Origin of the sequence: Pseudanabaena sp. FACHB-2040, from assembly GCF_014696715.1 — a bacterium.
Taxonomy (GTDB): Bacteria; Cyanobacteriota; Cyanobacteriia; order Phormidesmidales; family Phormidesmidaceae; genus JACVSF01.
On the sequence record NZ_JACJQO010000010.1, the window covers coordinates 267,778 to 279,616 of the forward strand.

An 11,839-nucleotide genomic window follows, 5' to 3' on the forward strand; every position below is an offset into this window, starting at 1 on the left:
CTAAATGGCGAGAATTTATGACTGTATATGCTACAGCAGTCAAGCTCTCCTGTGTCTTCAATCTTTCTGGGAACGTGGCAATAAACTAGATGGGGGAGGAGCGATTGCTAGACACTCTCGATAGACAGAATTAGCATCTTAAAAAGTGTCTGAAAAGTATTTCATTTGACAGTTTGGCTATATGAGAGGGTTCCTTAGACTTTGTTAAGTAGTTTGAAGAGGTGCCTCATGAATTTTATGAGCGCCTGATGAAAACGCCTGACGAAATTAGGAATTCTCTATGACTTACACCACCGACAATCAAGCAATCAACCAACCTCTAGAAAAATTTCAGCAGTTTGATGCTGACACTCAGCTAGCTCTGCTTTGGTTTGGCTACCTGGATATCAAAGATCAGCTAAATCCGGCTCCTGGCGCTGATGTAGAAACCCTGGGGCAGGCCCTAGTTGATCAAGTAAAAGCTATGCCTAAGGAGGAGCAGCTGCAGGCCCAGCGTGACGTTGCTACCGGTGCAGATACGCCTGTTAGTCGGGGATATGGTGCTCTGAGCTCCAGCGTGAAGCTCGAGTTTTGGCTGCTGCTGGCTCAATGTATGGAAGAAGGCTCTGTAATCAATGTCCCCAGTGACTATGAGCTGCCCGAGAATACTAGCGAATTTGTTGGCATGATCCAGCAACTCGATCTCGAAGACCGAGTTACTTTTACCCGCAGTGCAGTGTCTCACATGGGATTCAAGACAGGTCAGTAGCTGCTGCTGAGTACGGCCTTAGTCAAAAATTCGCTTAAAGCATAGCTCGTGTTTGCCAGGAGTAGACCTAGAAGTCTACTCCTGGTATTTGATTGGCAAAAAGCGTGAAAGAACAGCGTTTTTCTAACTCTTGTGGGGCGAGCAGCCTTAACCTAACTGTCCATTAACCCTAAGCCTAGCTCTTTGAGCAGCCGTACTAAGCATTAAGAAAGTCTGACTTTTTTCTGTCCGCAGGGAGGCCATTCTATTAGTTAAGATTGGGTTAAATAAGGGAGAAATGCACTCTCTCACAAGAACCAGCAACTAAATTTTGGAACTCTCCTCCTTCAGTGCTCGGGGGAGGAATTGTCATGTTTAAACGAAGGTGAATGCCATGGTTGGTGCTAAATATGAAACTCTGGGCAGTTTGGCTCAAGCTGCGATCGCAAAGTACCTAAAGCAGGCTACTCGTCGCGAAGATGCCGTCTTGGCCGATACCGACCCTGAAGAACTGCACCAGATGCGAGTGGCCATGCGGCGTTTGCGAACAGCCCTGCAGGTGTTCCAGCCCGGTATTACCATCCCAAAAGCTGGTAAGGAACCTCGCGTGGCAGATGTCGCCCGCCAGTTGGGAGAACTGCGTGACCTAGACGTGATTGAGGAAACACTGCGGCAGCGTTTCCTGCCAGAGTTGCCGCAGGCTGAGCAGACTGCTCTAGAAACTGCTTTCACAGCGCTGGCTCGTCGTCGCGTTCGCGTTTTTAAGCAGGTCAAGCAGCTGCTGGAGGGGGAAAAATACCGCCAACTCAAAAAGGGCCTGAAGGGTTGGCTGAAGCAGCCCGATTTAGATGCGATCGCAGCTCTACCGGCCGCAACTGCCATGCCCGATCTGGTGCTGCCTTTGGTTAGTCGGCTCTGGCTACATCCTGGTTGGTTGATCGGCACCACCGAAACCCTTGAGATCGACACCCAGCTTGATCCCGCCGCTGTTGATGAGTTGATTGATCAAAACAGCGAGCCCCTGCACAGCCTGCGCAAGCAAATCAAGCGCGTTCGCTACCAACTCAAGCTGATCGAAGACCTTTATGGCGATGCTCTCACAGCCGAGCTGGACAACTTAGAAGCCATGCAGGAAACTCTGGGCCAGCTCCAAGACAGCATGATCCTGGCCGATTTTCTAGAAGAGGCGATACCTGATGCCCGCAACCAAATTCCCTCTCTGTTTTCCCAACTGGCAGACAACCGCTATAAGGCTTGGCAGCAGTGGCAGTCTCTCCAGCAAACTTACCTCGACCCTGCTATGCGGCATCACCTACGGCTTGTCCTCCTGACACCAGAGGCCCCAGGCGCTGAACCGCCCGCCAAAGTAGAAAAAGATTCAAAAGTAGAAGCACCCCCAGAGACAGAAAATCCGGCAGCAGCGGTCCAAGAGCGGCCTGAACCCACTGAACAATCTAATACCGTTGCCCCACAGCGCCCCGTCACCGCAACTGCTCAGCCAACCCAGGCCAAAATAGATGCCAAAGGCGGCAAAACTACTTTCAAAACGATGCTCAAGGCAAAGGGCAAACGGCAGAAGACAAAAGGCATGGGGCAGCAGGGCTAGCCTCTGGGAGTGTAGCAAAATCACGATATTAGGCTGTTGAGCCAGTAGGCTAGTGCTGCGCTCCCTAGGGGAACCGTTAGGTTGTCGATGCCGAACTTCGAAAAAGCCTCTAGGCCAGTAGCGACCACAGCCACTAGAAAACTGATCAGGCCAATGGCTAGAGACCAGCCGTAGACCCCACCAAGAATGCTAAGGCAGACAACCAGGCTCGCTATAAACATTGCTAGGGAGCCTTCCCAACTTTTCTGCGTGTCCCACAGCTTGTAGGGATGGCGACCAAACCGCTGCCCTACAAGCGCTGCTAAGCCGTCACCCCAGGTCATTACTAGAATGCCAATGGCCGTGTAGTGGGGCAGCCCTTGGGGCCAGAACCCAGCAGTCAGCAAGCCAATGCTCGAAGCGTAGAAAAACGTGCCCAGGCTGTCTCGCCCAACGCCGTTAATCCCCGGCAGGATGGGCATACGGTAGGAGAGCAGTGCGATCGCACTGGCCGCCACCGAAGCTGCAATTCCCATCCAGGCAGGCGTTTGCAGCCACCAAGCCAACAGAATGACATGGCCCGCTCCGATGTGGACCACCTTACGGGTAATCTCTGGGCCAACCGCCGTGGTTCGACGCAGCCCCTCTGCTACCCCGCCGACAATAGCTAACCAGCCAACAACCAGGCCAACCTGAAGCAGTGGGGTAGGCATAAACCGGACTTTAATCCTCTCTAGCGACAGCGCCCCTGGGCGGCAGATCTAAACCCTATCAAACTACTTTAATCCCCCCATGAAGCTTCAGCGCCCCACTTCCCTACTTGAATTGAACGCGGATTAAGTAGGTATATTGGTGGGGAACCGTTATAGATACCCCTAAAGTGTGATTCATATGGGCACAGCCTATCGTCGGGTCTTACTCAAACTTAGTGGGGAGGCCCTTATGGGAGATCTGGCTTACGGCATTGATCCCAACATTGTTCAAACTATCGCCGAAGAAATTGCTGAGGTAATCAATACCGGCATTCAGCTCGCTATCGTGGTGGGGGGCGGCAATATTTTCCGAGGCATCAAAGGATCTGCCGCTGGCATGGACCGGGCCACTGCCGACTACATCGGCATGATTGCCACAGTGATGAACGCCATGACCCTGCAAGACGCCCTAGAGCGCATCGGGGTGCCAACGCGGGTTCAGACTGCTATTTCCATGCAGGAAGTTGCCGAACCCTATATCCGCCGCCGCGCGATTCGCCACCTGGAAAAAAACCGGGTGGTTATTTTTGGGGCCGGATCGGGCAATCCCTTTTTCACTACCGACACCACCGCTGCTCTTAGAGCTGCCGAAATCAATGCTGATGTCGTCTTCAAGGCCACCAAAGTAGATGGCGTTTACGATTCTGACCCCAAAATCAACCCCGAGGCTCGTCGCTATCAATCCCTTACCTATAGTCATGTGTTGACTCAGGATCTTAAGGTAATGGATAGCACCGCAATTGCGCTATGCAAAGATAACAGCATTCCGATTGTGGTATTTGACCTGTCCGTGCGCGGTAATATCTATCGCGCCGTGATGGGAGAGTCTATTGGCACAACTGTGGGAGAATCCTGTGAAGTTAGCTGACGTTGGCGATATCGAAGACGCCATGGAAAAAGCGGTTGAATCGACCCATCGGTCTTTCAACACCATTCGTACAGGTCGGGCAAATGCCTCTCTGCTCGACAAAATCTCGGTGGAGTACTATGGTACGCCCACCCCACTCAAGTCGCTGGCCAATATCAGTGTTCCTGAGGCCAGCACGCTGCTGATTCAGCCCTATGATCGCAGCACTCTATCACCGATCGAAAAAGCCATTTCCCTATCGGATGTTGGGCTCGTCCCCAACAACGATGGGCAGGTGATTCGGCTCAATATCCCGCCGCTAACCAGCGAACGCCGTCAGGAGTTCGTCAAGATAGCCCATAAATACGCTGAGGAAGGCCGGGTTTCTGTCCGCAATATCCGTCGGGATGGAATGGACTTTGTCAAGAAGCAAGAAAAGAGCGGAGACATTTCTGAAGATGAGTCTCGCGATCTTCAAGACACTATTCAAAAGCTGACCGATAAGTACATTGCCAAGGTTGACGAGGCCCTGGCAGAAAAGGAAAAAGACATCACCACCGTTTGAGGTCTGTTTGAAGTCTTTTCGGTTCTATGCCTCGGGGCATGGCTAAGCCATGCCCCGAGGCGTTTTAGTTTAGGCACTACAGGCCGGGCGCACCATATAGGCAATGTGCATAGGGTAGCCTTCGGCATAAATGCGGTCAACGCAGTTTAGAGCGGCTTCCAAGTCCTTGAAGACCTTTAGCACCTGCTCACTACCATTGGCATATTGAATGCAGAGTTCCCAGAACATAGTGCCCTCCTTCGCGTTGACAGACCTGTGGGCGTTACGATGGCGCTTTATGTAAGCTTTATTTAGCCAGCGTGACTTCATCCTAGAAGCTACATAGCGGCTTTGCACTCCGGGAGATCAACGATCTCTGCGATTCCGTGAAATCTCGGCTTTTCCCAGTTCCTACTAGTAGCTGCTCAAAATAGGTCTGCTCTACTCAAGGACAGGTCTGCTCTACCCGTTTACCTGTCGCCATACATTGGCTAATCCCTGCGCTATCGGTTGAGTGACAGCAGAGCTACGCCAGTATTCGTTGTGGGACAGGGTATTCCACCTGGTTAGGAGATTGCCTACGTTGACTTCGATGTCTTTGACAACTTGGCGGTATTCTTCATTAATGCCTTCGATGGGGTAGCCGAGCAGATCGTTGCGATCGTAGAAGTTGAGCCACTGGCCCTGCAGGTTGGGATAAATTTGAGGCAGTTGGGGGGAGGGCACCTGGATGGGGGTACCAAAGTTGCGAAATCTGAGGGACCAAAACGGGATTTGGCTGCCTAGGGTATAAAACAGGGTAAAGGTGTCGCCTCGCTCTAGGGGGTTATCGCGGGCGGTGGCGGGTCGCCTGCCCTGCTGCAAATCCCAGAGGAAGTTGCTGGCAATAGCACTGCCCAAACTGTGGGCAATAACGCATAGGGGGGCGCGTTCACCAGCCTGATCGGCTAGTCGCCTTAGGGTCTCTGCAAAGCGGGTGTGAATGTCTTCGTAGATCTGCTCTTCGGCTGCGGAGGCGGGCTGAATCGGCTGATAGGCAATGCTATCGGCCAAGGAGTGAAAAATAAAGTCGCGTAGGCCAAAGAAACGGCTCAGCCGCTGCCGGATTTGGAGCCGTTTAAACAGCTCATCCTGCGGATTTTGCACAACGGGGGACCAGTACACTGGCTCGATAATTAGCTGCAAATCAGGATCTGCCACCCCAGGGAGGGCCCGCACTATCTCCCGCTGTAGTCGGACTGCGATACCACTGACGTAGTTGGGGCTTTGCTTGTCGGCAAATTCAGGATTGGCCTGAGCAATGCCGTGAATGACTGCGATCGCAATCTTTTGAGTCATAGGGGGGCAATTCAATGCAAATCAGCACTTACCAGGCTGCCACAGCCACTCTCCAAGAACATGCCCCCTAAGGGTACTTTTAATGGGTCAGGGAGGCTTTGGGCTGATCCCAAGCAGGCGCAAGCCCAGCGGGTGAAACTAGCCTTTGATTGCCTCTAAGCTGGCTGATGGCTGCCATCTCATCATCAGAGAGTTGGAAGCTAAAGATGTGAAAGTTTCGCTGGCTTCCTGAGGGGGTTTCTTGAAAAGGTTAGCCTGATGCTAGCGATGCAGCCGAGACTGCCTCATCCCTCTTTTGCTGGATCGTGTCTAGGAAGGCATAGATTGGCGGGCTATGGATACCATCTGCTAAAACGGCCGCACCCAACTGCCGCTTCAGAGGCAGGGGCAGCGCCCGCACTCGCACCCCTAAAGGAATGGGAATGGCGGCAAAGTAGGGCAAGATTGTCATGCCTAGCCCCTCAGCCACCATGCTGACAATGGTCGAGTCTTCATTGAGTTCGTAGGCAATGTCTAGGTGTACGGGCAGCTGGGCTAAGTATTCACGCAGCAGAGTGTAGCTGTTGTCGTTGGGCACCGGCAGGATCAGGGGGTACTGGCGTAGCTGGGCCCAGGTTAGGGGGCCATCGGGCAGCACTGCCCGAGGCGGCAGCAGGGCGATGTAGTCGTCGGCAAATAGCTCGTAGACTTTTAGCCCAGCGGGATGGTAGATATCCATTAACCCGACATCGGCGGCTCCTGTTTGCAGCACGGTTTGCACTTCGCCGTGGTTGACGCAGCGGGTAATGGTAACGCCAATTTGCGGGTAGCGCTGCTTAAAGGCTGCGATCACCTGGGGCAGCCAGTGGGTTGCCAAACTGCGAATGGCGGCGACTCTGACTTGCCCTCCGGCTAGACCCCTAGCCTGCTGGGTGGTGCTGACCAGCTGATCGAGGTGGTGCAAAATCTGGCGAGCGTTGTCTATGACCTCGGTTCCAGTTGGGGTCAGCGCTGCGCCCCGTCGCCCTCGGGAAAACAGCACGACACCGAGCTCTGCTTCTAGGCTTGCGATCGCGTGGCTAATGGCCGACTGGGTTAGCTCTAGCTCGGCAGCGGCTTTGCCAAAGCTGCCATACTCAGCCACAGCGGCAAAAGCCCGCAGCTGAAACAGCTTAATTTTGGAGACATCAACAGTGCTCATGCATGGACATTAACACTGTCATTTGAATGGTTTGGCTGCACTTCATACAGTTGTTACAACACCTGAAGGAATTTGAGCCATGCGGATCGGACTGCCCAAGGAGATTAAGGATCAAGAGTTTCGAGCCGGCTTGACTCCGGCTAGCGTGCAGACGCTTTGCCAGCAAGGCCACCAGGTTGTCGTCGAGCGTGGGGCGGGCGCGGGTTCTGGCTTTACCGACCAGGAATATGTTGAAGCTGGCGCGACTCTGGTTTCCGATCCGACGATTATTTGGGCGCAGTCGATGGTGGTTAAGGTGAAAGAGCCTCAACCTTCTGAGTATCGCTTTTTTCGCAAAGATTTAATTCTGTTTACCTATCTCCACTTGGCTGCAGAGCGGGCTTTGACAGAGGCCTTGCTACAGAGCGGCTTGCACGCCATTGCCTACGAAACAGTAGCCACAGCCGACGGCAGACTGCCGCTGCTGACGCCTATGAGCATTATTGCTGGGCGGCTATCGGTGCAGTTTGGGGCTCGTTACCTGGAGCGGCAGCAGGGCGGGCGCGGCGTCTTGCTGGGCGGAGTGCCGGGTGTGCAGCCTGGCCGAGTCGTTATTTTGGGCGGTGGTGTAGTGGGTACTGAAGCGGCTCGGATTGCCGTAGGCATGGGTGCCCGAGTACAGATCATCGACATTAACGTAGATCGGTTAGCCTACCTGGAAACCCTCTTTGGCTCTCGCGTTGAGCTGCTCTACAGCACATCGAGCCAGATCGTAGCGGCAGTGCCTCAGGCCGATCTGTTGATTGGAGCTGTGCTGGTGCCCGGTCGCAAAGCCCCTATTTTGGTCAATCGAGATCTGGTGGCTCAAATGCGCCCCGGCTCCGTCATTATTGATGTGGCGGTAGACCAAGGCGGCTGTATCGAAACCCTACGGCCCACCTCCTACAGCCAGCCTACCTATGTAGAAGCGGGCGTTGTACATTTTGGGGTGCCCAACATGCCAGGAGCTACCCCCTGGACTGCGACGCAGGCTCTCAACAACGCTACCCTGCCTTACGTGCTGAAGCTGGCTGAGAAGGGGCTGGACGCGCTGCTGACCGATAGTGCTTTGGGCCAAGGCCTCAATGTCGCTAACGGTGAACTGGTTCACCCCGCCATTCGATCTGCTTTTCCGGATTTAACCGGACGGAGCACGTCTGATTTTGCATTGGTCTGACTTAAGCATTAGACCCGAGATTTGAGAGACGACCAACTCCAGAAGTTGGGCCACTGATAGACATCAGTGGCCTTTTTTTGCCTAGATATTGTGTTAAAGAATGGCGCTGAGGGCTCTGCTGCTTTGAGGGGGTAGAGCCCCTGCTGAGCATTCCAGCACAGAGCATTGGGACGAGGAAAATCAGTGGCTTTTTTGTTGAGACGCTGCGATCGCAAACCTCCCCTGCATCCTTTCTACTCTGTGAGAGACGAAATTACTGCCAAAACCCGTCAAGCTGTAGAGGAGTACTTGCACTGAGGGATGCCATTATGGCTGAGGCTGATCTCTCCCAGTCGAGTTTGGTCTTATTGTCGGGGTTGCTCAGTGTGCTGCTGGCGCTGGTGCATCTCTACTCTGGCAAACTGCTATTTCTTCAATGTATCCCCCGCAATATCTGGCTTTCCTTTGGCAGTGGCGTGTCTGTAGCCTACGTATTCGTCCACCTCATTCCTGATCTAAACGAGGCTCAGACAACCGTTCAGAAGAGCTTAGGGTCTGGGTTAGCGTTTTTAGAGCACCACGTTTATATAATGGCGCTGGTGGGATTAGCCGCTTTTTATGGATTAGAGCGGGCGGCAATAGTGTCGCGGCAACGCAATCAAGAGAGCGGCAATGGCGATGTGACTGAGGCCGGAGTTTTTTGGCTTCACATCGTGGCTTTTGCTCTTTACAACGCGCTGATTGGCTATCTGTTGCTGCACCAGGAAGAACCCGGATTCCTGGAGATGGTGTCTTTTGCTGTTGCGATCGCACTTCACTTTGCGGTGAATGACTACGGCTTACGAGTGCACCATAAAAAGAGCTATGACCAGGTAGGTCGCTGGATTTTGGCAGGCAGTGTGGTAGTGGGCTGGGTGATTGGTAGCGGTACGGAGGTTTCTGGGACTGCGATCGCCATACCCTTTTCTTTTCTAGCAGGCAGCATTGTGTTGAATGTCCTAAAGGAAGAACTGCCGGAGGAGCGCGAAAGTCGATTCTGGGCCTTTGTCCTAGGCGCGGGCGGCTATACATGCCTGCTCCTAGCGCTCTAGGCCAGGGTTCTATGAGGGCACTGCCCTGGCTTTTCTCCGAGGTTGTGGAGGAGTGGAGCCTTAGCGGGGGTAGCCAGTGCTTTGAGGGGGTGCGATCGCAGCCAGATCACACCCCCTCAAAATCGCCTTCGGTGAACAGTTTAGGGGGAATTAACCAGACCAACTGGCCTAGCCCAAACGCAATCTGCTCCCAGCTGCTCAGCTCAAAATCAATCCGCACCATAGCAGCGGTAGGAAACAGCACCCGACCGCTGCCAATTAGCCGCCCGGTCAGCTCCGACCACGTGGGTTCGTGGCCTACCAGCATCAGCGTGCGAGTCGTATCAGGTTCTTGCTGAATGACAGTCATGACCTCCTCAGGCGTTGCTTCGTAAAGCTGATCGGTGACTCGCAGGGGACAGCCCCAGCCTCCCGCTTCAGCCGCTAGCTCAGCCGTTGTCTTAGCTCGAACAGCCGAGGAAGACACTATAGAGTCGGGCACCTGCCCCGCAGCTGCTAGCAGCTTGCCCATGGCCTTAGCCGCTTTAATGCCCCGCTTAGCAACGGGGCGCTCATGGTCCCTCTGAAACTCGGCAGCCCAGTCAGACTTGCCGTGGCGAAAGAGAATAAGGTGCTTTTCCATACCTAGAGAACAGGAACTACCTAGAAAAATTAATGGAAACAGCCTACGCGATTACATTATTTCTCTTCAGGATAATTAAAAAACTTTTTGTTGAGTCTGCCTGCCCAAGACAGAGTTTTCCTTTAGAAAGACAGGTACAACGTCTACTCCAGGTTGAACTGGGGGCGGTTGAAGCGGTACCCGGCTGCCTTGAGCTTTTGGTTGGAAACGCGAACGTTGTAAGGGCGATCGCTAGGCTGGGAAGGATCCCAGGTAACGGCCGGTAGAGAACTGACGCTGCAGACTCGCTCAACTAGCTCTCGCACCGTGGGAATTTCATCCTGCACCAGGTTGTAAACGCCGCTTAGCCCATGCATACGGGCAAAGTCAATTGCGCCCACAATATCATCCAAGTGAATCCAGTTACTCCACTCAGCCCCTGCTCCTGGACGGGTTGTTCCAGCCCAACGGCCGTAGATCCTGGCTAGCTCTCGCCTCGGCCCGTAAATGCCGCCCAGCCGCAGAATGCAAACGTTTAAGCCAGGACGGGCAATGGTCAGCAGCACTCGCTCAGTTTCAGCCAAAACTTCGGCATTGGGCGCGGCTGGTTTAACAGGGGTGGTTTCCGTGACCCAGTTGCCGCTGTGGTCGCCATAGACAGAAAAGCTGCTGGTGTAGATTAGCTGCGCTACGGTGCCAACCTGAGACAAGACCATGGCTAGCGTCTCAGCCGTTTTTAAGTAGGTTTCTGCATAGCCGTTTTGGCGGCCTCCGGCGACGCTGACTAAAACGCATGTCTGACCGTTGAGCGTGTCTCGCAGCCGCGCTTCGTCGGTGCCGCGCAAGATAACAACCTGGTTGGCAACCGGCTGTAGCTCGGAGACGCGCTCTGATCGGGTGGTGGTCGCTGTGATGGTGAGTCCCTGATCTTGCCACAGTTGGGCAACGGGTTTGCCCACGTAGCCACAGCCAATAATTGCAGCGTTCATTGATTTGGGTAGGGTTCTTTAAAGTTCAAGCTAGATGCCTTATTACGTTAAATCACCTGAGGCCAAAATCGCGCCGCCTACAATCAGTAGACAGGCCAGCCCTAGCGACCAGGAAGCCTCGGCAAAACCTGTTGCCACCAGCAGCAGAGTCGAGAGCAGCGGAGCCAGATAAGACAGCGCCCCCAAAGCTTTGATACTGCCATGTTTTACCCCATAGTCCCAGGTATAAAAAGCCAGACCAATGGGGCCTAGGCCGAGAAATGCGATCGCACCCCACTCCCCACCTACCGGCCACACCGTTGTCTCCCACAGCCCGTGGCAAATCCAGGCCAGCCCCGCCGTTACCGCACAAAAGCTGCCCACAGCGCTAGTCGGCACCGCCCCAAACTTGCGAGACAGCACCGAATAGCCCGACCAGGTAAAGGCACACACCAGCGCCGCTAAGTAGCCAAGCAGATATTGCGGATTAAAGCTCAGACCCTGTCCACTCGTGACCAGCAGCCCCGCCCCAATAAATCCCGCCAGTGCACCAACGCAGTGAAACCAGCGCAGCCGTTCTCCCGGCAAACAGGCCGACAACAGCACAATCAACAGCGGCCACAGATAGGCAATCAGGCTGGCCTCCACTGCAGGCGCATTCTGCAGCGCGATGAAGTAGAAAAAGTGATAGCCAAACAGACCCCATAATCCATTGAGCCATGCCCCCATAGGCAACTTGGTAGGGGCGTAAGGGCCTGCGCCCCTATCTGCGCCCAAGGATTTCCCAGCCCTTACCCGTAGCCCCAGCCCGATTAAAGAAGCCAGCGTAAACGCCATTGCTGTCAACTGAAACGGCGGCAACGCCCCGCTAAGTTTCGTCAAGAAAGCCAGCGTCGCCCACATCAAAATCGCTGTAAAGCCAACGGCTGTCGCCCGGATAGAAGCCTTTTTCATCGCGTGCTGCATCACGATCCCTCAACTACCTGCCAAAAAGTGTAGAGAGAAGGCACCAGGCAGCGCTTAACCCAATTG

General features: G+C 54.1%; 13 protein-coding genes. 6 read left to right on the plus strand and 7 right to left on the minus strand.

Annotated features, from left to right (window positions below; genetic code table 11):
• Positions 1 to 280 precede the first annotated feature (280 nt).
• Complete coding sequence (locus tag H6G13_RS13885; RefSeq protein ID WP_190483805.1) at positions 281 to 748, plus strand: orange carotenoid protein N-terminal domain-containing protein; 468 nt, start codon at positions 281 to 283, stop codon at positions 746 to 748.
• A 373-nt stretch (positions 749 to 1,121) separates the two neighbouring features.
• A complete protein-coding gene (locus H6G13_RS13890; RefSeq protein ID WP_190483806.1) occupies positions 1,122 to 2,333 on the plus strand; it encodes a CHAD domain-containing protein in 1,212 nt (403 codons plus the stop codon).
• Positions 2,334 to 2,353: 20 nt separating this feature from the next.
• On the opposite strand, the gene H6G13_RS13895 is transcribed toward H6G13_RS13890, so the two are convergent.
• Positions 2,354 to 3,025: a diacylglycerol/polyprenol kinase family protein gene (locus tag H6G13_RS13895; RefSeq protein WP_190483807.1), complete on the minus strand. Its 672-nt coding sequence runs from the start codon at positions 3,023 to 3,025 to the stop codon at positions 2,354 to 2,356.
• 178 nt (positions 3,026 to 3,203) lie between these two features.
• On the opposite strand from H6G13_RS13895, the gene pyrH reads away from it, so the two are divergent.
• Positions 3,204 to 3,932 (plus strand): UMP kinase, encoded by a 729-nt coding sequence (pyrH, locus tag H6G13_RS13900; protein ID WP_190483808.1) that lies wholly within the window; start codon positions 3,204 to 3,206, stop codon positions 3,930 to 3,932.
• Entirely contained in the window at positions 3,919 to 4,476 is a 558-nt protein-coding gene (gene frr, locus H6G13_RS13905) for a ribosome recycling factor (RefSeq protein ID WP_190483809.1), read from the plus strand. Before pyrH ends, frr begins: the two co-directional genes overlap by 14 nt.
• Before the next feature lie 69 nt (positions 4,477 to 4,545).
• On the opposite strand, the gene H6G13_RS13910 is transcribed toward frr, so the two are convergent.
• The 3 genes from H6G13_RS13910 to H6G13_RS13920 form a co-directional block, all read right to left on the minus strand.
• Positions 4,546 to 4,704 (minus strand): family 2 glycosyl transferase, encoded by a 159-nt coding sequence (locus tag H6G13_RS13910; RefSeq protein ID WP_190483810.1) that lies wholly within the window; start codon positions 4,702 to 4,704, stop codon positions 4,546 to 4,548.
• Positions 4,705 to 4,917: 213 nt separating this feature from the next.
• Positions 4,918 to 5,793: a hypothetical protein gene (locus tag H6G13_RS13915; protein ID WP_190483811.1), complete on the minus strand. Its 876-nt coding sequence runs from the start codon at positions 5,791 to 5,793 to the stop codon at positions 4,918 to 4,920.
• Between the two features lie 250 nt (positions 5,794 to 6,043).
• A complete protein-coding gene (locus H6G13_RS13920; RefSeq protein ID WP_190483812.1) occupies positions 6,044 to 6,973 on the minus strand; it encodes a LysR family transcriptional regulator in 930 nt (309 codons plus the stop codon).
• A gap of 79 nt (positions 6,974 to 7,052) precedes the next feature.
• On the opposite strand from H6G13_RS13920, the gene ald reads away from it, so the two are divergent.
• Positions 7,053 to 8,168: an alanine dehydrogenase gene (gene ald / locus H6G13_RS13925; protein WP_190483813.1), complete on the plus strand. Its 1,116-nt coding sequence runs from the start codon at positions 7,053 to 7,055 to the stop codon at positions 8,166 to 8,168.
• 308 nt (positions 8,169 to 8,476) lie between these two features.
• Positions 8,477 to 9,238 carry a hypothetical protein gene (locus tag H6G13_RS13930; RefSeq protein WP_190483814.1) on the plus strand — a complete coding sequence of 254 codons (762 nt, stop codon included), beginning with the start codon at positions 8,477 to 8,479 and terminating at the stop codon, positions 9,236 to 9,238.
• 106 nt (positions 9,239 to 9,344) lie between these two features.
• Here the strand turns inward: H6G13_RS13930 and H6G13_RS13935 are convergent, their stop codons facing one another.
• The 3 genes from H6G13_RS13935 to H6G13_RS13945 all read right to left on the minus strand — a co-directional run bounded on the left by H6G13_RS13935 (position 9,345) and on the right by H6G13_RS13945 (position 11,761).
• Positions 9,345 to 9,860, minus strand: a complete 516-nt coding sequence (locus H6G13_RS13935; protein WP_190483815.1) for a histidine phosphatase family protein — start codon at positions 9,858 to 9,860, stop codon at positions 9,345 to 9,347.
• Positions 9,861 to 10,003: 143 nt separating this feature from the next.
• Positions 10,004 to 10,828, minus strand: coding sequence for an SDR family oxidoreductase (locus H6G13_RS13940; protein WP_190483816.1), 825 nt, complete (start codon positions 10,826 to 10,828; stop codon positions 10,004 to 10,006).
• 42 nt (positions 10,829 to 10,870) lie between these two features.
• Positions 10,871 to 11,761, minus strand: a complete 891-nt coding sequence (locus tag H6G13_RS13945) for an EamA family transporter (protein WP_242028306.1) — start codon at positions 11,759 to 11,761, stop codon at positions 10,871 to 10,873.
• Positions 11,762 to 11,839 lie beyond the last annotated feature (78 nt).